23 protein-coding genes are annotated in these 24,583 nt (G+C 67.1%); 9 read left to right on the top strand and 14 right to left on the bottom strand.

The genetic code is table 11. The features are described from left to right. Nucleotides 1-94 precede the first annotated feature (94 nt). Both ACWIGM_RS23605 and ACWIGM_RS23600 read right to left on the bottom strand, forming a co-directional pair. A complete protein-coding gene (locus ACWIGM_RS23605) occupies nt 95-1,048 on the bottom strand; it encodes an acetyl-CoA carboxylase carboxyltransferase subunit alpha (protein WP_454028755.1) in 954 nt (317 codons plus the stop codon). 111 nt (nt 1,049-1,159) lie between these two features. After that, nucleotides 1,160-1,930, bottom strand: coding sequence for a class I SAM-dependent methyltransferase (locus ACWIGM_RS23600; RefSeq protein ID WP_454028406.1), 771 nt, complete (start codon nt 1,928-1,930; stop codon nt 1,160-1,162). A gap of 127 nt (nt 1,931-2,057) precedes the next feature. Between ACWIGM_RS23600 and gloB the strand changes: the two genes are divergently transcribed. The 3 genes from gloB to ACWIGM_RS23585 are packed head-to-tail and all read left to right on the top strand — an operon-like array spanning nt 2,058 to nt 4,063. Next, nucleotides 2,058-2,822 (top strand): hydroxyacylglutathione hydrolase, encoded by a 765-nt coding sequence (gene gloB / locus ACWIGM_RS23595; protein ID WP_454028754.1) that lies wholly within the window; start codon nt 2,058-2,060, stop codon nt 2,820-2,822. 6 nt (nt 2,823-2,828) lie between these two features. After that, nucleotides 2,829-3,284, top strand: coding sequence for a cupin domain-containing protein (locus ACWIGM_RS23590; RefSeq protein ID WP_454028405.1), 456 nt, complete (start codon nt 2,829-2,831; stop codon nt 3,282-3,284). 2 nt (nt 3,285-3,286) lie between these two features. After that, nucleotides 3,287-4,063, top strand: a complete 777-nt coding sequence (locus ACWIGM_RS23585) for a GNAT family N-acetyltransferase (RefSeq protein ID WP_454028404.1) — start codon at nt 3,287-3,289, stop codon at nt 4,061-4,063. 2 nt (nt 4,064-4,065) lie between these two features. On the opposite strand, the gene yddG is transcribed toward ACWIGM_RS23585, so the two are convergent. Together yddG and ACWIGM_RS23575 are read right to left on the bottom strand one after the other, a co-directional pair. Beyond that, the gene (yddG, locus tag ACWIGM_RS23580; RefSeq protein WP_454028403.1) at nt 4,066-4,953 is read right to left on the bottom strand and encodes an aromatic amino acid exporter YddG; all 888 of its coding nucleotides are present in this window, start codon (nt 4,951-4,953) and stop codon (nt 4,066-4,068) included. Between the two features lie 181 nt (nt 4,954-5,134). Next, nucleotides 5,135-5,965, bottom strand: a complete 831-nt coding sequence (locus ACWIGM_RS23575) for an alpha/beta fold hydrolase (RefSeq protein WP_454028402.1) — start codon at nt 5,963-5,965, stop codon at nt 5,135-5,137. Between the two features lie 121 nt (nt 5,966-6,086). Between ACWIGM_RS23575 and ACWIGM_RS23570 the strand changes: the two genes are divergently transcribed. After that, nucleotides 6,087-7,073: a GlxA family transcriptional regulator gene (locus ACWIGM_RS23570; RefSeq protein ID WP_454028401.1), complete on the top strand. Its 987-nt coding sequence runs from the start codon at nt 6,087-6,089 to the stop codon at nt 7,071-7,073. 33 nt (nt 7,074-7,106) lie between these two features. Here the strand turns inward: ACWIGM_RS23570 and ACWIGM_RS23565 are convergent, their stop codons facing one another. After that, complete coding sequence (locus ACWIGM_RS23565) at nt 7,107-8,273, bottom strand: pyridoxal phosphate-dependent aminotransferase (RefSeq protein WP_454028400.1); 1,167 nt, start codon at nt 8,271-8,273, stop codon at nt 7,107-7,109. A gap of 44 nt (nt 8,274-8,317) precedes the next feature. On the opposite strand from ACWIGM_RS23565, the gene ACWIGM_RS23560 reads away from it, so the two are divergent. After that, the gene (locus ACWIGM_RS23560) at nt 8,318-8,977 is read left to right on the top strand and encodes a GntR family transcriptional regulator (protein ID WP_454028399.1); all 660 of its coding nucleotides are present in this window, start codon (nt 8,318-8,320) and stop codon (nt 8,975-8,977) included. Between the two features lie 94 nt (nt 8,978-9,071). Continuing rightward, complete coding sequence (locus ACWIGM_RS23555) at nt 9,072-10,268, top strand: MFS transporter (protein ID WP_454028398.1); 1,197 nt, start codon at nt 9,072-9,074, stop codon at nt 10,266-10,268. Between the two features lie 34 nt (nt 10,269-10,302). Here ACWIGM_RS23555 and ACWIGM_RS23550 read toward each other — a convergent pair whose 3' ends face one another. The 4 genes from ACWIGM_RS23550 to ACWIGM_RS23535 form a co-directional block, all read right to left on the bottom strand. Beyond that, complete coding sequence (locus ACWIGM_RS23550; RefSeq protein ID WP_454028397.1) at nt 10,303-13,440, bottom strand: autotransporter family protein; 3,138 nt, start codon at nt 13,438-13,440, stop codon at nt 10,303-10,305. Between the two features lie 361 nt (nt 13,441-13,801). Beyond that, nucleotides 13,802-14,527 carry an acetoacetyl-CoA reductase gene (phbB, locus tag ACWIGM_RS23545; RefSeq protein ID WP_454028396.1) on the bottom strand — a complete coding sequence of 242 codons (726 nt, stop codon included), beginning with the start codon at nt 14,525-14,527 and terminating at the stop codon, nt 13,802-13,804. 40 nt (nt 14,528-14,567) lie between these two features. Next, a complete protein-coding gene (locus tag ACWIGM_RS23540) occupies nt 14,568-14,783 on the bottom strand; it encodes a DUF1737 domain-containing protein (RefSeq protein ID WP_454028395.1) in 216 nt (71 codons plus the stop codon). 13 nt (nt 14,784-14,796) lie between these two features. Beyond that, entirely contained in the window at nt 14,797-15,975 is a 1,179-nt protein-coding gene (locus tag ACWIGM_RS23535) for an acetyl-CoA C-acetyltransferase (protein WP_454028394.1), read from the bottom strand. Between the two features lie 252 nt (nt 15,976-16,227). Here ACWIGM_RS23535 and phaR point away from each other — a divergent pair, with 252 nt between their 5' ends. Continuing rightward, complete coding sequence (phaR, locus tag ACWIGM_RS23530; protein WP_454028393.1) at nt 16,228-16,809, top strand: polyhydroxyalkanoate synthesis repressor PhaR; 582 nt, start codon at nt 16,228-16,230, stop codon at nt 16,807-16,809. 54 nt (nt 16,810-16,863) lie between these two features. Here phaR and ACWIGM_RS23525 read toward each other — a convergent pair whose 3' ends face one another. Further along, nucleotides 16,864-18,549, bottom strand: coding sequence for an EAL domain-containing protein (locus ACWIGM_RS23525; RefSeq protein ID WP_454028392.1), 1,686 nt, complete (start codon nt 18,547-18,549; stop codon nt 16,864-16,866). 167 nt (nt 18,550-18,716) lie between these two features. Between ACWIGM_RS23525 and ACWIGM_RS23520 the strand changes: the two genes are divergently transcribed. Then, nucleotides 18,717-18,932, top strand: a complete 216-nt coding sequence (locus tag ACWIGM_RS23520; RefSeq protein WP_454028391.1) for a hypothetical protein — start codon at nt 18,717-18,719, stop codon at nt 18,930-18,932. Between the two features lie 80 nt (nt 18,933-19,012). Here the strand turns inward: ACWIGM_RS23520 and rpmF are convergent, their stop codons facing one another. Together rpmF and mtgA are read right to left on the bottom strand one after the other, a co-directional pair. Further along, nucleotides 19,013-19,198: a 50S ribosomal protein L32 gene (rpmF, locus tag ACWIGM_RS23515; RefSeq protein WP_057189713.1), complete on the bottom strand. Its 186-nt coding sequence runs from the start codon at nt 19,196-19,198 to the stop codon at nt 19,013-19,015. 90 nt (nt 19,199-19,288) lie between these two features. Next, nucleotides 19,289-20,053 (bottom strand): monofunctional biosynthetic peptidoglycan transglycosylase, encoded by a 765-nt coding sequence (gene mtgA, locus ACWIGM_RS23510; protein ID WP_454028390.1) that lies wholly within the window; start codon nt 20,051-20,053, stop codon nt 19,289-19,291. A gap of 88 nt (nt 20,054-20,141) precedes the next feature. Here mtgA and ACWIGM_RS23505 point away from each other — a divergent pair, with 88 nt between their 5' ends. Continuing rightward, complete coding sequence (locus tag ACWIGM_RS23505; RefSeq protein WP_454028389.1) at nt 20,142-21,095, top strand: polyprenyl synthetase family protein; 954 nt, start codon at nt 20,142-20,144, stop codon at nt 21,093-21,095. Nucleotides 21,096-21,099: 4 nt separating this feature from the next. Here ACWIGM_RS23505 and ACWIGM_RS23500 read toward each other — a convergent pair whose 3' ends face one another. Beyond that, nucleotides 21,100-23,085 carry a potassium transporter Kup gene (locus tag ACWIGM_RS23500; RefSeq protein WP_454028388.1) on the bottom strand — a complete coding sequence of 662 codons (1,986 nt, stop codon included), beginning with the start codon at nt 23,083-23,085 and terminating at the stop codon, nt 21,100-21,102. A gap of 157 nt (nt 23,086-23,242) precedes the next feature. Next, nucleotides 23,243-24,520, bottom strand: a complete 1,278-nt coding sequence (gene ispG / locus ACWIGM_RS23495) for a flavodoxin-dependent (E)-4-hydroxy-3-methylbut-2-enyl-diphosphate synthase (protein WP_454028387.1) — start codon at nt 24,518-24,520, stop codon at nt 23,243-23,245. Nucleotides 24,521-24,583: the final 63 nt, after the last annotated feature.

Below are 24,583 nucleotides of genomic sequence, written 5' to 3'. Positions count from 1 at the left end.
TCCTTACCACAGGGGCTCCGCAGATGGCCATATGGTGAAGCTGCGGTAAAGCCCCTGCCAAGCCATCTGCGCGGCTTCGTACACTTGAACCCGGCTACAGCGTCCGGCCGATCGCCAGATACTTCTGCGCCCGCCGGTCGATGATCTCGTCGCCGCTGAGGCCGGCAAGGTCCAAGAGCGCCGCCTCGATCGCCGCACCGGCCCGTTCGATCGCGGCCTGGGGATCGCGATGGGCGCCGCCGGTCGGCTCGGTGACGATCCTGTCGATCACGCCGAAGCGCAGCAGATCCTGCGCAGTGATCTTCATGCCGGTCGCGGCATCCTGGGCCCGGGTCGTGTCGCGCCAGAGGATCGAGGCCGCGCCTTCCGGCGAGATCACCGAATAGATCGCGTGCTCCAGCATCAGCACCTTGCTGGCGGCGGCGATCGCGATGGCCCCGCCGGAACCGCCCTCACCAATCACCAGCGCGACGCTCGGCGTGCGCAGGGCGAGGCAGGTCTCGGTCGAGCGCGCGATCGCCTCGGCCTGGCCGCGCTCCTCGGCCTCGATGCCGGGATAAGCGCCGGCGGTGTCGATGAAGCTCAGCACCGGCAGACCGAAGCGATCGGCCAGTTCCATCAGGCGCACCGCCTTGCGATAGCCCTCCGGCTTCGGCATGCCGAAATTGTGCCGGATGCGGGTCTCGGTCGAGTTACCCTTCTCCTGGCCCATCACGCAGACCGGCTCGCCGCGGAAACGGCCGAAGCCGCCGACGATCGCCTCGTCCTCGCCGAAGGCGCGATCACCCGCGAGCGGAGTGAACTCGTCGATCAGGGCCGAGCAATAATCGAGGAAATGCGGGCGCTGCGGATGACGTGCCACCAGCGTCTTCTGCCAGGGCGTAAGGGCGCCGTAGAGATCCTTCAGCGCCTGCGAGGCCTTGGCCTCGAGCTTGCCGATCTCCTCGGCGAGCGAGTAGCCGTCGCCCTTGCCGTCGAGCGCGCGCAGTTCATCCGCCTTCGCCTCCAATTCGGCAACCGGCTTTTCGAAATCGAGATAGCTTCGCATCGACATCCAGATCAGGTCCCGCTTCCCAGGGGAAAAACACGCCGGCCCGAGGCCGCGGTGACGGAACGGTCAAAAAAGGCGGCGGACCTTGGCCGCGCCCCGGTGAAATTGTCAACCCGCCGGCATCTTCGCTTCGTCCTGCCGCGGTAATCGGCTTGAAGGGTGGCCCTGCGGCAGCAGGACCGGCCGGAAGGCGAAGCTGCGCCGTGTCGCCCGCAGGGGCGCGCGCCGGTAGAACTGCTTGGTTGCGTCGATGACGTAGACGCCGGCGAAGGGCAGCGACAACCCGGCGCCGACCTTCTCCCAGGCCATGGCAGAGCGCATGAACAGGCGCCGGCGCAATGGCGGCACATAGAGCGCCTCGGCCCAATGCTCGGGCGAGAACATGGCCCGGCGCATCAGCGCCTCGATCTGCGAGCGGCTGAACGGCCTGCCATGGCCGAAGGGCGTCGTATCCATCCGCGCCCACAGGCCACGCCGGTTCGGCACCACGACGATCAGGCGCCCGCCGGGGCTCAGCACCCGCGAGATCTCCTCGAGCAGGTCTTCCGGACTTTCGGCCTCTTCCAGCGCGTGCACCATCAGCACGCGGTCGATCGAGGCTGTCGGCAATGGCAGCAGGGTCGGCTCGACCAGAGCGGAAGCCGAGAGACCCGGCAAGGGCCAGTTCACCACGCCCTGTGCTGCCGGCATGAAGGCGATGACGCGTTCCGCCTCGCCGCCGATCAGCGGCAGATAAGGCGTCGCGAAGCCTAGGCCCAGCAGGCGCTGGCGCCGGCAATCAGGCCAGAACTTCAACATCACCTTACCGACGACCCGGCGCGCCACATGCCCGAGCGGGCTGGCATAGAAGCTGCGCAGGTCGACGACGTCCAAGGCCATGCTGACGGAGATGGCGCAGCGCCGGCGCGAGCGCAAGGGCAAGCCGCAAGGCGAAGCCAGGTGTCTTGCTACCGACGCCGGCTTGCTTCAAGCAGGCGTCTCGACTGCCGACTGCCGGAGTTTCGTCATGCCGCTCGACATCCATGTCTTCCGCACGCTCAGCGACAATGCCGGCGCGCTGCTGCGCGACCCCGCCACCGGCGCCTGCGCCACCGTCGACGTTCCCGATGCGAACGAGGTCCTCGCCGCAGCCAAGGCCAAGGGCTGGACGATCAGCCAGGTGCTGGTGACGCATGAGCATGCCGACCATGTCCAGGGCATCGCCGCGCTGAAGCAGGCGACCGGCGCCAAGGTGTTCGCGCCGGAGGCCGCACGCGCCGGCGCCCCGGTCGACGTCGTCCTCGCTGAAGGCGACCACGTCTCGGTCGGCGGCTACGACTTCGAGACCTGGGCGACGCCCGGCCATGCCGAGGGCCATGTCAGCCTCATCGGCCGAGAAGCGAAACTCGCGCTGGTCGGCGACGTCGTCTTCGTCATGGGCTGCGGCCGCGTCATGCCCGGCCGGATGGAGGCGATGTGGACATCGCTGTCGCGCATCATGGCGCTGCCGGACGCGACCACGCTGATCACTGGCCACGACTACACGCTCTCGAACGCTCGCTTCGCCGCGGCCATGGACCCGAGCAACGCCGCCGTCGCCGCCCGCCTCGGCGAAGCCGAGGCGGGCAAGGCTGAAGGTCGCTTCTGGGCGGTGACCACGGTCGGCGAGGAGAAGGCGACCAACCCCTTTTTCCGCTCCGAGGAGCCCGCGCTCGCCGCGACGCTCGGCATCGTCGGCAAGCCGGCCGGCGAGGTCTTCGCCGCGCTGCGCGAGGCCAAGAACAGGTTCTGAATCGCGATGAACACGCCGAGCGGCCTCAGCGCCGCCGAGGTCATCCGCCTGCTGGAGCTGAAGCCCCATCCCGAGGGCGGGCATTATCGCGAGACTTTCCGCGATCCCGCCGGTCCGGAGGGGCGCGGCTTCTCGACCGCGATCTACTATCTGCTCGATGTCGGCGAGACCTCGGAATGGCATCGCGTCGATGCCGCCGAGATCTGGCACCACTACGCCGGCGCGCCGCTGGTGATCACGCTCTCGCCGAACGGCCATGACGCCTCGGCCCACCATCTCGGCAAGGACCTTTCCGCCGGCCAGCGCCCGCAGATCGTCGTGCCGGCCGGGCACTGGCAGAGCGCGACCTCGCTCGGCGCCTGGACTCTGGTCGGCTGCACGGTCGCGCCGGGCTTCGCCTTTTCCGGCTTCGAGATGGCCCCGCCCGACTGGCGGCCGACGCCGCGTTCGGCCGGAGGCTGAGCATGGACAAGCCCGTCACCGACATCCTTGCGATTGACTTGGCGCTGGTCGGCGCTTGTGAGACCCGCATCGTCAACGCCTGGCCGGCGCCGACCACCCTCATCGTCGACCAATGGGTGGTCCGCTTCGCCAATGGCTATTCCGGCCGCGCCAACTCGGCCTCGTCCCTGCGCGAGGGTGGCGACATGGACGAGGCGACGCTGGCCTTCGTCGAGGGCCTCTATCGCCAGGCTGGCCTGCCGCCGCGCATCCGCTTCACCCCGCTGGTCGCCGAGGGCGCCCGCAAGCGCTTCGCCGCGCGCGGGTACCGGGTCGAGACCGCCTCCTTCGGCATGGTCGCCGAGCTCGATCCAGATTTGCATCCGCCCGTCCCCGGCATGATCACCACCGCGCAGGCGGACGACGCCTGGATCGACGGCGTCTGCAGCCACCAGACCGGCACCAAGCGCAACCGCGATCATCTCGCGGCGATCGTCACCGGCGTGCGCCTGCCCGCCGCTTTCGCGACGCTGCTGCATGAGGGACGCCCGGCGGCCTATGCGATGAGCGTCGCCGAGCGCGGCATGGCCGAGATCGGCGCAGTAATCGTCGACGAATCCTTGCGCGGCAAAGGCCTCGGCAAGCAGCTGATGCTCGGCCTGATGGGCTGGGCCGCGGCGCAGGGCTGCAGCCTCGCCTATCTCCAGGTCGACCAGAGCAACGGCCTCGCCTTCGAGATGTACAAGCGGCTCGGCTTCCGCACGGCTTACGCCTACGAGACGCGAATTCTCGACATCTGATCCTAGCTGCCGGCCGCCTTCGGCGCAGCGCTCCGTCCTGCCGGACCGAAGCTCGCGACCAGCGCGCCGACGACGATCAGCACGCAAGACACGGCGAGCAGCCAGCTCGCCGGCGCATAGCCAGCGATGACCAGGATCACGGTCGAGAGCACCGGCGCGGCATAGGATGCGACGCCGAGAAAGGCGACGTCGCCCTTTTTCATGCCGATGTCCCAGCAGATGAAGGCGAGCCCGATCGAGCCGAGGCCGAGGCCGAGCACGCCGCCCCATTCGACAGCGCTAGGTGCCCACAAGGTCGTCTCGAAGGCGAAATGGCAGGCGAAGGCCGGGATGGCGCAGCCCAGCATGGTGATGGCGAGGCTCTCCGACGGCACCCCGGCGAAGCGCCGCGACAGCACCGAATAGCTCGCCCAGACGAAGGCGCCGAGCGCCGCCAGCACATGGCCAAGCTGGATGCCCGCGCCGCCCGAGCCGAGGCTGCCGGAGATCAGCATCGCCGTCGCAACGAGGCCGATCAGTGCTCCGGCCAGATGGCGAGCTTTGAGCCCTCCGCCCGGCAGCAGCGCCGCGAACAGCACGATCAGCAGCGGCCAGAGATAATGGATCAGGTTGGCCTCGGCCGCCGGCGCCGTCTTCACCGCGGCATAATAGAGCGCAGTGTCGCCGAACGGCCCGTAGAGCCCGAGCAGGAAGGAGGCCGGCGTCGGCCGCGCCAGATGCAGCCGCCCCCGCATCGCCGCGATCGCCAGCACCAGCACGCCGCCGATGACGAAGGTCATGCCGACGAGCTGGAAGGGCGGCACCCGCCCGGACATGGCGGTGAACAGCGCCAGCGTCGACCAGAGCAGGATCGCGATAGCGCCGGTTGCGGTGGCAGTGCGGGAGGTCATGGGAACGAGTTTCAGCGTGACGACCGGAAACCCGTTAAGCGCTGCGTCGCCCCGTCGCCAGCCCATTCGCCGCGAGAGGCCGGTGCAGCCCGCAAAAAAATGCCGGCAGGGCCAATGTAGCGGCCCTGCCGGCAATCTTATCTGAACGCGTGGAGGCCAATGGCTCGGCCTCCACCTCGCCTCAGCCCTTGATGAAAGCGAGCAGGTCGGCGTTGATCACGTCGGGATGGGTGGTGCACATGCCGTGCGGCAGGCCGGCATAGGTCTTCAGCGTGCCGTTCTTGAGCAGCTTGACCGCGAGCGGGGCGGAGTCGGCATAGGGGACGATCTGGTCGTCGTCGCCATGCATCACCAGCACCGGCACCTCGATCGCCTTGAGATCTTCGGTGAAGTCGGTCTCCGAGAAGGCCTTGATGCAGTCGTAGTGCGCTTTGGTGCCGCCCATCATGCCCTGCCGCCACCAATTGTCGATGATGCCCTGCGAGACCTTGGCGCCCTCGCGGTTGAAGCCGTAGAACGGGCCGGCGGGGACATCGATGTAGAACTGGGCGCGGTTGGCAACGAGCGCAGCACGGAAGCCGTCGAAGACCTCGATCGGCAGGCCACCCGGATTCTTGTCGGACTTGACCATGATCGGCGGCACCGCGCCGATCAGCACTGCCTTGGCGACGCGGCCGGGTTCGGCGCGGGCGACGTAGTGGGCGACCTCGCCGCCGCCGGTGGAATGGCCGATATGGACGGCGTTGCGCAGGTTCAGATGGGCGACGAGCTCGGCGACATCAGCGGCGTAGGTGTCCATCTCGTTGCCGGTCGCGGTCTGGCTCGAGCGACCATGGCCACGGCGATCATGCGCAATCACCCGGAAACCCTGATGCAGGAAGAACAGCATCTGGTTGTCCCAATCGTCGGCGCTGAGCGGCCAGCCATGGTGGAAGACGATCGGCTGCGCGTCCTTCGACCCCCAGTCCTTGTAGAAGATCTCGGTGCCGTCCTTGGTGGTGATCGTGCTCATCTGTCGCTTCCTTCGGCTTCCGGGCGGCAGGATCGTCGCCCTTCGATGTGGACGGTTATAGGCGGAGCGTTGCATGGTGCCGCTTGGCGGAACCGACAATCAGCGGGTCAAAACTGACAGCATGACGACAGGAAAGCAGATTGTCGCAGAGATCGGGCTCCTGCTCTATCCGGATGTGCAGCTCGCGGCCGTCTACGGCCTGACCGATCTGTTCCGGATCGCCGGCGAGATGAGCCGGGAGCGCGGCGGCCCGCAGGCGCCCGCGATCCGCGTCAGCCATTGGCGCCAAGCCGCAGACAGCGCCGGCGTGGAATGCGTCTTCGACAGCCATCCCGGCCCTGCGCACGATCCGAGCCATCTGATTGCGCCGCCGAGCCTGATCATGCCGGCGAAGATGCAGCCGATGAGCGGTTTCTCCACCTGGCTGGCCGAGCGCCATGGCGAGGGCACGACGCTGTGCTCGGTCTGCGCCGGCGCCTTCCTGCTCGGCGAGGCCGGGCTGCTCGAGGGCCGCGAGGCAACGACGCATTGGGCCTTCGCCAAGGAACTGGCGGCGCGCTTTCCGGCCGCGCGGGTCGATACTGACCGCATGGTGATCGACGATGGCGACATCATCACCGCCGGCGGCATCCTGGCCTGGACCGATCTCGGCCTGACGCTGGTCGAGCGTCTGCTCGGCCCGAGTACGATGCTGGAGACGGCCCGCTTCCTGCTGATCGACCCGCCCGGGCGCAGCCAGCAGCCCTATGGCCATTTCGTGCCGCGGCTCGACCATGGCGATGCGGCGATCCTCAAAGTACAGCACTGGCTGCAGGCGAGCGGGGCCAGGGATCACGACGTGCCGGCGCTGGCGAAGCGGGCTGGGCTGGAGGATCGCACCTTCCTGCGCCGCTTTCGCAAGGCGACCGGCCTGCGCCCGACCGAATACGCCCAGCAGATCCGCATCGCCAAGGCGCGCGAAGCGCTGGAACTGAGCCGCCGCCCTGTCGCGCAGATCGCCTGGGATGTCGGCTACGAGGACGCCTCGGCCTTCCGCAAGCTGTTCCAGCGCATCACCGGGCTCGCCCCGGCCGACTACCGCCGCCGCTTCGGCGTCGCCGTCGCCTGAACAGGCAGCCGACCTCGCCGATAGAGCGAGCTGCTACAGGCCGAGCGTCGCGCGAACGCGATCACCAAGACCGCGCAGGCGTTCGACCGGTTCGTTGGCATAGACGAAGCGGATATATTGCGCGCCATGCGTCTCGCCCCAGCCGGCCATGGCGGTGGCGCAGACGCCCTGCTCCAGCAGCCGCTCCGACATCGCCGCGCCGTCGAGCCCGAACTCCGATACCCTCAGCAGCAGCGACCAGCCGCCGCCGGGGACGCCAACCGGCAGGCCACGCAGCTCCTCGAGCACACAATCGCGCCGTGCCTGCAACTCGCCGACATAACCCGCGAGCGTCGTCGCGGAAGTCTCGAGCGCAGTCGCGACCGCGTCCTGCCCGATGCCGACCGGCACGACAACATTGGCGAGCGACACGGCAACGAGATCGGGCATGAAGGCGTCCGGAGCGACGACCCAGCCGACGCGCCAGCCGATCATCCGCAACTCCTTGGCCGATGAGCCGACCGTGATCGTCCGTTCCGCCATGCCCGGCAACCCGGCGGGATGCAGCACCGGCCGGTCGTCGAAGACCAGCCGTTCCATCGCGGTGTCGACGATCAGCAGCAGGTCGTGCGCGATGCAGAGCTCGGCGACGAGCGCCCAGTCGCCGGCATCCAGGCAGCCGCCTGAGGGCATCGAGGGCGACATCAGCAGCATCGCCGTGGTCTTCGGCCCGATGCTGGCACGCAGCGCCTCGCGGTCGAGACGCCATTCGCCGCCCGGCTCAAAGACAAAGGGCGTGAAGCGCGGCACGCCGCCAGCAAGCCTGATGCGGTTGATCAGCCCGGCATAGGTCGGATCGGTGACGATCACCTCGTCGCCGACCTCGATCGTCGCCAGCAGCACGTTGAGGATTCCGGACAGGCCGCCGGCGGAAATCACGCAGTTGCGCTCACCGCTGTAGCTTACCCCAGAGATGGTCGAGACATGGTTCGCGGCAACCTCGCGCAGACGCGCCTGGCCGACGAAGGGCAGATAACTATTGTCGGCATCCTCGCTGGCGGCCCTGACCGTGCGCGCGATCGCCGCGGGATCGGGAAGGATGTCGGTGTCGAGATTCTCCAGCCGCAGGAAATCCTTGCCCGAGGCGTCGGCGATTGATCCCATGCGGTCGACGCCGATTCCGGCGATATGGCGCAGGCGGGCTGGACGAGAGCGTGTCATCGTGAAATCTCATTTCATATATTATCTATGAAAGCATGTGAGCCATGAGCTTTCAAGACGAAAGCGAGGCAGGCGCCTCACTGACCAGCCGCATCGCCAGAAGCCTGGCGCAGCGCATTCTCACCGGGGCGCTGGCGCCGGGAGTTGCCGTGCGACAGGACCATGTCGCAGCCGAATTCGGCGCCAGCCATGTGCCGGTGCGCGAGGCCTTCCGCACGCTGGAGGCACAGGGCCTGCTCGTCAGCGAACCGCGGCGCGGCGTGCGTGTCGCTCCGCTGGAGCCTGAGCTGGTGCTCGAGGTGACGGCGATGCGCGCCGCACTCGAGGCTCTCGCGCTACGCCGCGGCTTCCCGAAGCTCGCCGCAGCCGATCTGGGGGCGGCCGCAGCGGCCATCGCCGAAGCAGAGGCCAGCGATGCGGCCCTGATCTGGGAGGCGGCCAATCGGCGCTTCCATCACGCCATCACCGCGCCTTGCGGCCTGCCGCGCCTGCTGGCGACGATCGAGGACCTGCAACGGACGAGCGCACGCTTCCTGTTCGCGACCTGGCAGGGCCTCGACTGGCAGCCACGCTCGGAAGCCGAGCACAGGCACATCCTCGCCGAACTGACGGCAGGGCGGATCGACCCCGCTGCCCAGGCGCTCGAAGCCCATATCCTCGCAGCCGGCGAAGCGCTGGCGGCGAAGCTGCTGGCATCGCCCTGACGCACCTTCGGCGCGCGTGCGTGTGATAGCGGCCATGCAACCTGTGCGTCGTGCGGCGATTGACCGCGCCCGCGTGCAGGCGCAAGCGTGCGCCATGACCACGCTCCCCTTGCCGACCGCCGCCCGCCCGCTGATGCCGGTCCTGGCGGCGCTCAGCGTCGCCCATCTGCTCAATGACCTGATCCAGTCGATGATCCCGGCGGTCTATCCGCTGATCAAGGAGACCTATCAGCTCGACTTCGTGCAGATCGGCCTGATCACCCTGGCCTTCCAGGTCACGTCTTCGCTGCTGCAGCCGCTCCTCGGCTATGTCACCGACAAGAAGCCCTGGCCCTATGCGATGGTCGCCGGCATGGGCGCGACGCTGGCCGGGCTGCTCTCGCTCGCCTTCGCCCACAGCTACGGCATGGTGCTGATCGCCGCGGCGCTGGTCGGCACCGGCTCGGCCGTCTTCCATCCCGAGGCGACCCGCATGGCCCGCCATGCCGCTGCCGGACGGCAGGGACTGGCGCAGGGCGTGTTCCAGGTCGGCGGCCATGTCGGCTATGCGACCGGCCCGCTGCTCGCCGCTGCCGTCGTCGTGCCCAACGGCCAGCAGAGCCTGTCCTGGTTCTCCGGCATCGTGCTCGTCGCCATGCTGCTGATGGCCTGGATCGGCTCGCGCTACACCGCTTTCCGCCGCGAGCAGGTCGCTTCGAAAGCCCATGCAGACGACGTCGCCTCGCATGGCATGCCGCGCGGCCGCGTGCTGCTCGCCATGGCGGTGCTGATCGTCATCCTGTTCTCGAAGAACGCCTATACGGCCTCTTTCACCTCCTATTACACCTTCTACCTGATCGAGCGCTTCCAGGTGCCGCTGCAGCTCTCGCAGATCCTGCTCTTCCTTTACCTCGTCGTCGGTGCGGTCGGCGTGATCATCGGCGGCATGATCGGCGACCGCATCGGGCGCCACCGCGTGATCTGGCTGTCGATCCTGGGCTGCCTGCCCTTCGCGCTCGCTTTGCCCTATGCCGATCTCGTCTGGACCGTGGTCCTCAGCGTCGTCATCAGCTTCATCATGGCGAGCGCCTTCTCGGCGATCCTGATCTACGCGATCGACCTGGTACCGCACCGCGTCGGCCTGGTCGGCGGGCTGTTCTACGGCCTCGCCTTCGGCCTCGGCGGCCTGGCGGCCGCTGCACTTGGTGCGCTGGCCGACAAGATCGGCATCGTCCAGGTCTTCGCGCTCTGCGCCTGGCTGCCGGCCTTCGGCCTGCTCACCTTCCTGCTGCCGAAAGGCGCGCGCAGCTGACAGGTCCACGCCGCGGCATCACGTGCAGCGCACCTCACCAGGTGACGCGCAGTCCGAGATTGCCGCGCACGCTGTGGCCCTTGTCGTCGCCGAGTGCGGTCACATAGCCGCCCGTCGCATAGAGGCTGACATTGGCGGAGAGCTTGGCGACCACGCCGCCGCCGACTTCCAGCGAGCTTCCCTTGAACCGCGTCGGGATCACGTCGGTCGCATCGAACAGGATTTTGTCGGTGCGGCTGAAATTGTGCCAGAGGTTCGCCGTCAGATACGGCTGGAGCTCGGCGGAACCCCATAGGACGTTCGTCTGCAGGCGAGCGCCGACCCGGCCGGTCAGGCTGTCGCCATTGTCGAACGAGACCGCCGAGAAGCGATCCTGCGTCCGATCGAGCGACAAATGCTGCCAGATCAGTTGCGCCTGCGGTTCGAGGGTGAACCCTGCTCCGAGCGCGATCGGGTAGCCCCCTTCCAGCGAGGCCGTCACCGACGTGCCCCCGATATCGCCGCGCACACCGCGGCTGGAGCGCGCATCACCATCATGCCAGCTGTGCATCACCACGGCGTCGACATACCAGCCCGTCGGGCCCAGATGCGTCCAGTAGGCGCCGAGGCTCTTCGCATCGAGGTTGAGCTTGCCGGTCGGGCTGCGCTGTTGGCCGATGGCAAAGCCGCGAATGTCGCCCTCGGCGCGGCCATAGCCGAAGAACAGGCCGAACCGGTCGCGATGACCGCTCGGACGATCGATCCCGTAGATATCGAGGCCGGTCTGGAGCCCCCAGATGCGACCGTCGAATTCCGGGTCGACCGCCCCAGACCAGCGCTGTTCCATCCGCTCACCGAAGACACGCCCCCAACCCGCAGCGAAACTGCCTTGCGCGTTCAGCAAGCCCTGCTCGCCGCGCCGCTGATGAAAGGTGCCGAGCGTCGCGACGCCGAGGCGCCGTGCCATCGCCGGAACGGCGGCATAGGCGGCGACCTCCGGCCGATACAGTGGAATGGGGTCCGAGCCCGCGGGCACATCGGGCAAGGCCGGCGAGCCGGGCGCCGCTTCCGTGTCCGAGCCTCCCGTCTCGGCAACCACTGTGTTGCGCAGATACCAGTTCTCGCTCGATCCGCCGGTCGTGCTGCCATGGAACAGGACGTACTCGTAGGCGCCGGCCGCGACCGGTCCTGCCAGTGAGAAGGCGGTCGCGCTTGTCGTCCCGCCATTGGTCGCTTCGACCACCAGAATGCCGTCACCGATGGTCGCGCCGCCGGGGCCGCCGACATTGCTGATCGCGAGCCGTGAGGTTCCGCTCGCCGTACCGCCATTGATGACCAGCAGATCCGAAGGCGAGCCGTCGCCCCCAAGATAGGTGTTGAGCGCGACGGTACCGCCCTGACCGACATAGCTGGAGACGGTCAGCCTATTGCCGATGCCGGCACCGCCAACCTTCGCAAGGCCGGCATTGGTCAGAGTGCCCGCGATCGTGAAGTTGCCCTTGCCAGCGCCCGCAAAGGCCGCGACCGCGTCAGCCACCGCGATGGTGCCATTGTTCGTCACCGAGCCGGCGACGCGGCCATAGCCGCCAAAGGTCGCACCGGCAGCGACCGCGACTGGGCCGCCACCCGCCAGCGCCGCACCGCGATTGGCCGTATCGCCGATGGCTAGCGTGCCCGCGGTGACGCTCGTTGCGCCGGTATAGGTATTGACGCTGGTCAGCACCGTCGTGCCGGAACCGTCCTGCGTGACTGCACCAGCCCCGGAGATCGTGCCGGCGAAGGTCACCAGATCAGAGCGGTTGAAGGCGAGCGTGCCGTTGTCCACGACATTGCCGACGATGCTGCCGCTGGTGCCGCCAGCACCGAGCTGCAACCTGCCCTGAGTGATGGTGGTGCCGCCCGTATAGGTATTGGTGCCCGTGAGGATCGTGGTGCCCGCTCCGGTCTTCTCGACCGCGCCAGTGCCGCTGATGGTGCCGGCATAGGTGCCGACATCCGGCTGGGTGAAGCGGACCAGGCCGTTATTGGTGACGGCGGGCGTAATGCCCGGAGCCGGCCCCTCGAGAATGCCGGCTGGATCGACGATCGTCTGTCCCGCAAAAGCGGAATTGTCGCCGGTCAGACGCAGCGTGCCCTGCTGGACATTGACTGTCTGGAAGTCGGTCAGCGAACCGCTCAGTGTCCAGGTGCCAGGCTCGATCTTGTTCAGCCGCTCGAAGCCGGTGACAAGGCTGGCGTTCATCGCCGACGGCCCGCTCCCGGCCAGCACCAGGAGGTCGGCGCCGCCGCCACCAGTGATCGTCTGCGTCGCCGAGACGTGGGCGTCGCCGAGATTGCGCAGCGTCGCCGTATCGTCGCCATCGCCCATGTCGATCAAACCGCTGATCGCGCCGCCGCCCTGCCAGAGGAAGGTATCGTTGCCGGTGCTCATGCGGATCTCGCCGCCAATCGAGCCGCCGGTCACGGTAACGCTGTCGGTGCCGCCGCTGACGCTGATATTGCCGCCGATCGACCCTCCCGAGACCGTGATCGTGTCGTTGCCGAAGGCGGTCACCAGATTGCCGATGATCCGGCCGCCCGACATGTTGAAGATGTTGTTGTCCAGCTTCATGTCGACACGGCCGATCGTGCCGCCGGTCATCGTCGCGACGTCGCCATCCTCGAAGGCGCCGACGATGGTACCCCCGGTCATCAGGAACGTGTCGCGCTGGTCGCCCTGAGCCAGCGACCCGATCGTGCCACCATTCATGATGAAGCTGTCGATGCCAGAACCCTGACTGACGGCACCAGTGACCGTTCCGGCATTGATCTCGAAGAGGTCGGCGCCCGCTCCGGTGGTAACGCCACCGGTTACCGTGACAGTGCTGCCACCCGGCAATGTGATCAGGCTGGTGCCGACCGTGTTAGTGTAGTTCGCGATCGTTCCGCCGCCGAGCGTCACCGTCTTGGTGCCGGCCCCGCCGGTGATGCCGCCGCTGTAGGTACCGCTGTTGACGGTGAGCGTATCGTCGCCGGCCTGGAGATCGACGGGGGCCACGGTCGGATCAGGCGCGGTACCGGCATCGCAGACGACAACGTCGTTGCCGGCGCTGGTCGCGCCGCAGCCGGCCAAGGCGAGATCTGTGTGGAATGCGAAGACGACCAGTGAAGAGGTCGACAGCAATGCGAGACAGCGCGCGCTTGCAGGCGTCAATGGCTTCCCCCTTTTTCTTGGCCGCATGCGTTGAGCAGCCTGCTGGACCTCGCGTGCATAAAACGAAAGGCGATCGACAATCGCTTCTCGATAGTCGAAGCGATTCCCAACTCTTGGTCCAGCGAAGTTTCGACGAGATGATTAAAGGAGAATTAACGGACTCAGGCCGCACGAGATCCCACAATACGGGGAAGACTCTGGAATATTTAAATTTTTAAGCCTGCCTCAATCCTGGCTCGGCCTAACTCGAATTGCGCCCGGCACATAGCCGGATTGCACGCATTTGAAATATGAAGCCGGAAAAGCACAGCCAGATTGCGCTGGCCGCCACGCCGCATGCGGCGTGGCGGCCTTGATAGCTTCAGGCCATGAACTGCCCGCCATTGGCGGAAAGCGTCGAGCCGGTGATAAAGCCGGCATCGTCGCTGGCCAGGAACACCACCGCCCGCGCGATCTCCTCGGGCTCACCGAGGCGCCCGACCGGAATGTGCGGCAGGATCGACTTCTCGATCACCGCCGGGTCGATCGCCTTGACCATCTCGGTCGCGATGTAGCCGGGGCAGATCGCGTTCACCGTGATGCCGGCCCGCGCGCCTTCCTGCGCGAGCGCCTTGACGAAACCGATGTCGCCGGCCTTGGCGGCGGAGTAGTTGACCTGGCCCATCTGGCCCTTCTGGCCATTGATCGACGAGATGCAGATGACGCGGCCGAACTTACGCGAACGCATGCCTTCCCAGACCGGACGGGTCATGTTGAAGAGCGAGTTGAGGTTGGTGTTGATGACGGCGTCCCACTGTTCCTTGGTCATCTTGTGGAACATGCCGTCGCGGGTGATGCCGGCATTGTTGACGAGCACATCGACCGGCCCGAGCTCGGCCTCGACCTTGGCGATGCCGGCGACGCAAGCCTCATAGTTCGAGACGTCCCATTTATAGGTCTTGATGCCGGTCTCCTGGGTGAACTTGGCCGCAGCCTCGTCATTGCCGGCATAGCTCGCCGCGACGTTGTAGCCGGCGGCCTTCAACCCTTTCGAGATCGCCTCCCCAATGCCGCGGGAACCACCCGTCACCAATGCAACCTTAGCCATCGTCGTCTTCTCCCTCTTAGACGCGGCTATGAAGGCCGCGTTATTCTTTGCTGAGATCGAGACCGGGCTCGTAAGCCCGGTCGACATCCTTGATAATCGCCTGCCCACAGATCACGCGACCGGCCTTCTCGTCATAGGTCAGCGTTGGGTGGCCATAGAGGATCCAGCCCCGGCTCAACGCTTCCGAGACCCGATGACAGAACGAGGCGTCATCGGGGCCGGTGAGATAGCGGTAGAGCGTGGTCTGTTTCGGCATGGCGGAAAGCGGCTCAGCGTTCCACGGCGAGAGCGATACCCATGCCGCCGCCGATGCAGAGCGTCGCGAGACCCTTCTTGGCGTCGCGCTTGGCCATTTCGTGCAGCAATGTCACCAGCACGCGCGCACCGGACGCCCCGATCGGATGGCCGATTGCGATCGCGCCGCCATTGACGTTGACGATCTCGGGATCCCAGCCGAGATCCTTGTTCACCGCCAGCGCCTGCGCCGCGAAGGCCTCGTTGGCCTCGACGAGCTGGAGATCACCGACCTTCCAGCCGGCCTTCTCCAGCGCCTTGCGCGTCGCCGGGATCGGGCCCGAGCCCATGATCGCCGGATCGACGCCGGCCGTCGCCCAGGAGGCGATGCGGGCGAGCGGGGTCAGGCCGCGCTTGCTGGCTTCCTTTGCCGTCATCAGCACGAGCGCGGCGGCGCCATCATTGATGCCCGAGGCGTTGCCGGCGGTCACGGTGCCGTCCTTCGAGAAGGCGGGCCTGAGCTTGGCCATCGCCTCCAGCGTCGCGCCGTCGCGGATGTATTCGTCGGTGTCGACGACGATGTCGCCCTTGCGCGTCGAGATCGTGATCGGCGCGATCTCGTCCTTGAAGCGGCCGGCCTTCCTGGCCGCCTCGGCCTTGTTCTGCGAGCCGACGGCGAAGCGGTCCTGCTCTTCGCGGCTGATCTGCCATTTGGTCGCGACGTTCTCGGCCGTGGTGCCCATATGGTAGCCGTGGAAGATGTCCCAGAGACCGTCCTTGATCATCGTGTCGATGAACTTGACGTCGCCCATCTTGGTACCCGCGCGCATATGGGCGGCATGGGCCGAGAGCGACATCGATTCCTGGCCGCCAGCGACGATGATGTTGGCATCGCCATTGGCGATCTGCTGCATGCCGATCGCGACCGCGCGCAGGCCGGAACCGCAGACCTGATTGAGGCCCCAGGCGGTCGCGCCCTGCGGCACGCCGGCGTCGACCGCGGCCTTGCGGGCCGGGTTCTGGCCCTGCGCCGCGGTCAGCACCTGGCCGAGGATGACCTCGTCGACCTCGCCGGCCTCGACCTTGGCGCGCTTCAGGACGTCCTTGATCACGGCCGCGCCGAGATCGTGAGCCGGCGTGTTGGCGAAGGCCCCGTTGAAGGCGCCGACCGCCGTGCGCGCGGCGCCGACGATCACGATGTCATTCTCAGCCATGGGGCTCGTCCTCCGGTTCATTCCCGCCGGCCACACGGCCGGGCGGCTTGTCCAGCCCACCTTCGAAGCGCAAAACGACGCCGTCAAGACGGCTAAGCGACCAAGCTCATCTTCGAGGCAAACTCGGCGCAGTCCCGTCTTGCGCTCAAAAAACTTGCAGCGGGCCGCCGAAGAGTTATCGTTCCTTTCGGGACCGTTCTCCGGCCTTGCCCGATCCCTGGGTTATGGCCGCAACAAGCCGCGTGGGTGTCGATGGCCAGCGACAAAGAACCGACTGTCATCAAGAAGTACGCCAACCGCCGGCTATACCACACGGGTACGAGCTCCTACGTCACGCTGGAGGATCTGGCCGGCCTGGTACGCAAGGGCGAGGATTTCGTCGTCTACGACGCCAAGAGCGGCGAGGACATCACCCGCTCGGTGCTGGCCCAGATCATCTTCGAGGAAGAGAGCAAGGACGGGCAGAACCTCCTGCCGATCACCTTCCTGCGCCAGCTGATCCGCTTCTACGGCGACAGCATGCAGGCCCTGGTGCCGCGCTACCTCGAATTCTCAATGGATAATCTGACGCAGGACCAGAACAAGATCCGCGAGCAGATGAGCAAGGCCTTCGGTACCGGCGCCATCGACGCACTCCAGGCTCAGACACGCGCCAATATGGCGATGTTCACCGAGGCGTTCCGGCTGTTCAATCCGTTCGCGGCGGCAGCCGCGACGAAAGCCCGCGGCGAAGCTTCGGCTCCAGCTCAGGGCGAGAGCGGCGAGCTCAGCAACCTCAAGCGTGAGCTCAACGAGATGCGCGAGCGGCTCGACAGGCTGGCCAAGGACAAGTGACGCGGCGCAGCCCGCGCCGACCAGCCAGCGGTGCGGCAGGCTGACGAGAAGACGTCAGCCTGTTGCCTGCAGAGGTGCCGCGGCATCTGTGAGCCATAGCTCGGCCTTGCCGACCAGATGCCCCTGCAGATAGGTGACGCCCCAGTCACAGAGCATGGAGGCCTGCAGCTCGTCGTCAACCCATTCGGCGACTGTCTCGACCCCGAGATGATGGGCCAGTTCCAGCAAGGTGCGCACGAAGAAGCGGTCGTCGGTCGAGCGCCGCAGATTCTGCGTGAACGCGCCATCCAGTTTGAGGATGTCGATCGGGAAGGCGCGCAAGTGCCTGAGCGAGGTGTGCCCCGCTCCGAAATCGTCGATCGCGACCCGAGCGCCCCGCTGTTTGATCCGCGTCAGCAGTTTTGCCATTCGGGCCGGGTCCTCGATCGTCGCGGTCTCGGTGACTTCAACGATCAGGCGCTTCGCGGCGGCAGGCTGTGCCCCGGCGCTGGCTTCGAAACCGTCGATCCAGTCCGCCTCCGCCAATGTGCGAGGCGATACGTTGATCGAGAGCACGGCCTCCGGCTGGTCCGCCAGATACGTCATCGCGAGCTCCAGCACGCGATGATCGAACAGGCTCACCAGGCCTCGTCTTTCGAGCAGGGGCACCAGCTCTGCAGCCGCCAGGAAGCCGCCTTGCGGACGCTCGACCCGCAGCAGCGCCTCATTGAAGGCGAGCGCGCGGCCCTTCGCCGTCACCACCGGCTGGAAGGCCAGCCTCACCTTGCGCTCGTTGAGCGCGGCAACCGCTTCGAGATCGAGCCGCTGCACAGCTCCGCCGGCTTCAGCGACGGCTGGCCGGCGCGCGATCACCGCCGTGTCGAGCGCTCTCGCCTCGGCTCCGGCGAGCGCGTTCTCAGCGGCTTTGACCAGCACCGAGCCGTGGCGGGACAGATCCGGGGCGATGGCGGCGCCGACGCGCAAGCGCGTCAGCGCGATCCCGCGCGAGGTCTCGACCGCCGAGCGCGCTACCGCCTTGATGAAGCGTTGCGCCGCGGCCTCGATCTGGTTCGCCGGGCAGCCGCCGAGCAGGATGGCGAAACGATTGCCGGCATAGTGCATCAACTGGTCACGGCGGCGCATCACCGAATGCAGGCGCTGCCGCACCTCTTCGATGATTTCTTCAGTGCCTTCGTGACCGAAATCGGCGTTGAGGCGCGAAAGCTCGCCGATCGCCGCGACCAGCACGGCCACGGGGCGTTCCGCCGGCAGATGCTCAGCCAGAGCCTCGTCGACGCGCTCGACCAGGACATCGCGGTCGCAGAGATCGGTATCGGCCGAAGCGAGCTCGTCAGGCCGCACCGCGCGCTCGAGCCTGAGCACGCCACGCGCCCGCGCCGGGCGGCCATCGATGCCGGCGAACCAGCGCCCGGCGTCCTCGATCCACATCTTGCGGCCCGCGAGATCAGCAGCGTAGCGCGTGCGATAGATCGCCCCGTCACCGAGATCGTGGCCACCCGAGGAGAAGATCGCATCATAGCGGCTGCGACCGCTGCCGGGCTCGACCAGTCCGGCAAAGGACAGGCCCCGTTCCAGCACTCCCACCGGCACCGGTCCCAGCACCTCGGCCGCATTCGGGCCCCAGCTCAGCGTATCGCTGCCGATATCCCAGCTGTAAGCGACTTCACCGATCGAGGAGAGCAGGCTGCGCGGCTCGACGATCCTCTCGTCGCGGGAACCGAACAGGGACGGCGCAGGCATTTTGCGACTGCCTCGGGCGACGGGTGGACAAACCGCCCCGTTCTGGTTGCGGGATCACAGGAAATTGTCCCGAAACGATGCATGAACTTGCATTAATGGCCGGTTAAAGCCGGCGCCCGGATTGCAGGAATTGGCTCCCGAACCCCCAGATGTTCCGGAGCAGCACGATGGTCGACCCAGAACGGCCCGAGGCAGCCTTCGATCGCCAGGAGGACCGCAGCACCTGCGTCTCCGCCGCCTTCCTTGTCCAGCTCGCCGCCAGCCATGCCGGCATCGGCCCCTTCGCTCGCCGCGACCGCGAAACGCCATTCATCGGTGCCCGCCGCTATTATGAAGGGCTCGCGAGCCGCGGCCTGCCCCGAAGACTCCTGCGTTCGGCCTGACCCACAAACGAAAAAGGCCGGCCTTGCGGCCGGCGCTCTTCGGTCTTGAAGACTTGAAGGCCCGAACGGGCCCCGTAGCATCAGGCCTCGGTCTTGGCCTTCAGCACCTGACGGCCGCGGTACATGCCGGACTTCAGGTCGATATGGTGCGGACGGCGCAGCTCGCCCGAGTTCTTGTCTTCGATATAGGTCGGCTGCTTCAGCGCGTCGGCCGAGCGGCGCATGCCGCGCTTCGACGGCGAAGTCTTTCTCTTCGGAACGGCCATCGGTACTCTCCATCATGCCTTCGCGCGAGGCGGGGCATTTCACCCGCACCACTGTCGCGACGACGTCACATTCGTGATGAGGGCTGGCCTTTACACGCTCATGCGCGCTCTGGCTAGACCATGCTGCGGAAAAAATGGCGCCTGCGCGCTCGCACCGGTCGGAAGCGCACAGTTTCCAAGCGGCCCAAGCTGGTTCATCCGCCGCTGAACTCGCCCGGCGGCGGCTTGCAGGGCCCGGCTCGGCCGCGACGGATTGCGCAGGATCGGGTTCGGCAGCGCTCCGGCGAGGCGCGCGGCTTCCGCCGGCGTCAAGCGCGAGGCCGGCTTGCCGAAATGGCGCTGGGCTGCGGCTTCCGCGCCGAATATGCCGTCGCCCCATTCGGCGATGTTGAGATAGACCTCGATCACGCGACGCTTCGGCCAGGCGAGATCGATCGCCAGCGCCATCGGCAGCTCCATTCCCTTGCGCAGATAGGAGCGGCCCGGCCAGAGGAAGAGGTTCTTGGCCGTCTGCATGGTCAGCGTCGAAGCGCCGCGGCTCGGCCCGTCCTCGTCCTGCAGCACGGCGTTGAGCTCGCCCCAGTCGACGCCGGCATGCGAGCAGAAGCGCTGGTCCTCCGAGGCGATCACGGCGCGGATCAGGTGCGGCGAGATCTGCGCCAGCGGCACCCAGTCGCGCTCGACCGTACGAAAGGTCAGCCAGCGCCCCAGCATCAACGTCGAAGGCGCCGGCACGAAACGATAGAGCAACAGCAGGGCCAGGAAGACGAGCATCAGCGCCAGCGTCAACCGGATCAGGGCACGAACGATCCGTCCCGCGAGACTTCCGCGTCGCGGAGCCGGATTGTCAGCCATGCGCGTCATTCCCCCACGCTTGACGATCGCAGCCGCCTCCGGCAAGCCCCGCGCGCCAAACTTCGGCCAGCCAACGCGAGAAATGATGATGAGTTCCGTGGAACGGACTGCCCCCGCCGCGGCTCTGGCCAGCACCCTGTCCGAGACGGCGGCGGCGATCGAGGCGCTGCTGGAGGCGCTGCTGCAGGACAAATCCGAGGCCGGCGAAATCCATCGCCCCGACCGCCTGCTCGCAGCGATGCGCCATGGCGCGCTCGGTGGCGGCAAGCGCCTTCGCCCTTTCCTCGTCGTCGAGACAGCGAAACTCTTCGGCGTCCCCGTGAAGCAAGCATTGCGCGCCGGCGCCGCCGTCGAGCTCGCGCATTGCTATTCCCTTGTCCATGACGACCTGCCGGCCATGGACGACGACGACACCCGCCGCGGCCGCCCGACCGTGCACAGGGCCTTCGACGAGGCCACCGCGATCCTGGCCGGCGACGGCCTGCTGACGCTCGCCTTCGACGTGATCGCCGATCCAAGGACGCATCCGGATGGCGAGACGCGGGCCGCGATCATCCTGCTGTTCGCCCGCGCGCTCGGGCTCGGCGGCATGGTCGGCGGCCAGATGCTCGATCTTGCCGCCGAAGGGCGCTTCGCTGGCGACGGCGCCCCCAGCAGGCTCAGCGAGGTGCAGATCCGGCGGATGCAGGCGATGAAGACCGGCGCGCTGCTCGTCGGCAGCGTCCTGATCGGCGGCCGCCTCGGCCAGGCGGATGCCACGCGGATGGCCGCGCTGGAGCGCTACGGCAAGGCGCTGGGCGCCGCCTTCCAGGTCGCCGACGATATCCTCGACATCGAGGCGAGCCCCGAGCAGATGGGCAAGGCGACGGCGAAGGACGATGCCAAGGGCAAGGCGACGCTCGTCGCGACGCTCGGGCTCGACGCGGCCAAGCACGAGCGCGATCGGCTTAGCGGCGAGGCGATCGCGGCGCTCGTCGGTTTGGGGCCGGAAGCGGCGATGCTGCGCGCGGCGGCCGAGTTCACCGCCCAGCGCAAGAGTTGACGCGTCAGACCGTGACCTGCGTGCCAACCTCGACGACGCGGCCGGTCGGGATCTGGAAGAAGTTGGTGGCGTCGGTCGCGCTCTTGGTCAGGCCGATATAGAGGTTGTCCTGCCAGATCGGCATGCCCGATTGCGGCGAGGCCTTGATCGAGCGGCGCGACAGGAAGAACGAGGTCGACATGATGTCGAACTTGAAGCCCTGCTTGCGCAGAATGGCCAGCCCCTTCGGCACGTTCGGGCTCTCCATGTAGCCATAGACCATCTCGACACGCCAGAAATCGTCGGTGATGCGCGAGAGCCGGACGCGCTCGCTCTCGGCGACGCGCGGCGTATCGGCCGAACGCACGGTCAGGATCACATTGCGCTCGTGCAGCACCTTGTTGTGCTTGAGGTTGTGCAGCAGCGAGGCCGGCGCCGTCTCCGGATCGCTGGTCAGGAACACCGCCATGCCCTTGACGCGATAAGGCGGGCTCTTGGTCAGCATGCCGACCAGCTCGAGCAACGGCACGTCGGTCTTGCGGGTCTTGTCGAACAGAATCTTGGTGCCGCGCACCCAGGTCCACATCAGCACGATCAGCGCGAAGGCGAACAGCACCGGCACATAGCCGCCACTGAGCAGCTTCAGCATGTTCGCCGAGAAGAAGGCGACGTCGATGATCAGGAAGGGCAGAATCACGGCCGCCGCGGCCACCGCCCCCCAGCGCCAGCCTTTCCAGATCACGATGAAGGCGAGCAAGGAATCGACCAGCATCGCGCCGAACACCGAGATGCCATAGGCGTGCGACAGGTTGGACGAGGTCTTGAAGGTCCAGACCAGCAGCAGCACCGTGAACAGCAGCAGCACGTTGATGCGCGGGATGTAGATCTGCCCTGAGGTGTGCTCGGAGGTGTGACGGATTTCCAGGCGCGGCAGCAGGCCGAGCTGGATCGCCTGCCGGGTCAGCGAATAGGCCCCGGTGATCACCGCCTGGCTGGCGATGATCGTGGCGAGCGTCGCCATGATCACCAGCGGCAGGATCAGCGCCGGCGGCGCCAGCTTGTAGAACGGATTGTCGATCGTGGTCGGATCGGACAGGATCAGAGCACCCTGTCCGAGATAGTTCAGCCAGAGCGCCGGGAAGACCAGGAAGATCCAGGCGCTGCGGATCGGCCCACGGCCGAAATGGCCCATATCGGCGTAAAGGGCCTCGGCGCCGGTCACGGCGAGACAAACGCTGCCCAGCACCGCCAGCGAAAGGCCAGGATGGTCGATGAAGAAGCGGACGCCGTAATAGGGGTTGATCGAGGCGAAGACGCCGAGATCGTCGGCGATATGGTAGATGCCGAGGGCCGCCAGCGTCAGGAACCAGATCGTCATGATCGGGCCGAAGAAATTGGCGACCTTGCCGGTGCCGCGGCTCTGCACCAGGAACAGCGCGATCAGGATCGCCGAGGCGATGGTGATGACGTAGTCGTCGAACACCGGCGTCACCAGCTTCAGTCCCTCGACCGCGGAGAGCACCGAGATCGCCGGCGTGATCACCGCGTCGCCATAGAACAGCGCTGCGCCGGCCATGCCGAGAAAGAGTACGATCCCGCCGCGGGTGCGCCCGAGCGCCCGCTGCGCCAGCGCCACCAGGGTCAGCGTGCCGCCCTCGCCATTGTTGTCGGCCCGCAGCAGCAGCACGACATATTTCAGCGTCACCACGAAGACGAGCGACCACAGGATCAGCGAGAGCACACCGATCACCGCCGCGCGCGGCAGCGGGCCGGCCAGAACGACTTCGGCGCCGCCGCCATGCCCGCCAGCGGCCGCGCCGGTCGCGGCCAGGATCGTCTCGCGCAGCGCATAGAGCGGGCTGGTGCCGATATCGCCATAGACGACGCCGAGCGCCCCAAGCGCCAATGCTGCGTAACTCTGCGTGGAGTGGCCGTTGCCGGCCGGCTCTTCGAGCCCGAAGCGATCCCCATCCGGCTTGGAGGCCGGCGGGTGCTGCTGGTCATGACCCATCAGGGCGCTCCGCGGGTGCTGCAATGCAGCGAAAGGCCGGGGCCTCTAGCACGGCATGTCTGTCCAGGCAAAGACGCTAGAGCAGTTCCACGCTGGCGGCAGCCACTTTCGCGCCACGCGTGCCGTGAATCGCTTCAAACGATTGAATCGCCCATGCCTATTCTGCAGCGGCAGCGTGGGCGCCGTAGCGTCGCTCGACGTAAGTCTCGACCATCGTCTTGAACTCGGCCGCGATCGATGGCCCGCGCAGGGTCGCCACCTTCTTGCCGTCGACGAAGACCGGCGCGGTCGGCGCCTCGCCCGTTCCCGGCAGCGAGATGCCGATATCGGCATGCTTGGACTCGCCGGGTCCGTTGACGATGCAGCCCATCACCGCGACGTTGAGCGCCTCGATGCCGGGATAGCGCGTCTTCCACTCCGGCATGGAGGTGGAGATCCAGCTCTGGATGTCCATTGCCAGCTCCTGGAACACCGTCGAGGTCGTCCGTCCGCAGCCCGGGCAGGCCGCGACCAGCGGCACGAAGGCCCTGAAGCCCATGGTCTGCAGCAATTCCTGCGAGGCTTTCACCTCGAGCGTGCGGTCGCCGCCCGGCTCCGGCGTCAGCGAGAAGCGGATGGTGTCACCGATCCCGTCCTGCAGCAGCACGCCGAGCGCCGCCGAGGACGCCACGAGCCCCTTCGAGCCCATGCCGGCCTCGGTCAGGCCGAGGTGGATGGCATAGTCGCCGCGCTCGGCGAGCATGCGGTAGACCGCAATCAGGTCCTGCACGCCGGAGACCTTGGCCGAGAGGATGATCTTGTCCTTGGCGAGGCCGATCTCCTCGGCGCGCTCGGCCGAGAGCAGGGCCGACTGCACCATCGCCTCGCGCATCACCGCGCGCGCATCGAGCGGCTTCGGGGCAGCGGCGTTGATGTCCATCAGCGAGGTCAGCAATTCCTGGTCGAGCGAGCCCCAGTTGGCGCCGATCCGCACGCTCTTGCCGTGCCTGATCGCAAGCTCGACGATCTGGCCGAACTGTCTGTCCTTCTTGTCCTTGAAGCCGACATTGCCGGGATTGATCCGGTATTTCGCCAGCGCCTGCGCACAAGCCGGATGGTCGCTCAGCAGCTTGTGGCCGATATAATGGAAATCGCCGATCAACGGCACGTCGATGCCGAGGATGTCGAGCCGCTCGCGGATATGCGGCACGGCGGCGGCGGCCTCGTCGCGGTCGACGGTGATGCGCACCAGCTCCGAACCGGCCCGCGCCAGCGCAGCGACCTGCCCGACCGTCGCCGGAATGTCGGCGGTGTCGGTATTGGTCATCGACTGCACCACGATCGGCGCGCCGCCTCCGACCTGCACATGGCCGACCATCACCGGCACGGTGCGCTTGCGCGGTGCCGGCGCAGCTTCAGGCCCTTCGGGCAGGCAGGTCAGCGGCTGTTCGCTCATGGAATGATCCGGATCCTTCGCCGGCAACGGCTCGTCATGGCTGCACTGCGCCGTTGCCCGGTG

The sequence above is a fragment of the Allobosea sp. NPDC055332 genome, assembly GCF_053645455.1.
Note: the sequence above shows the minus strand (reverse complement) of the source record. Positions and strands in the feature narration are given on the sequence as shown.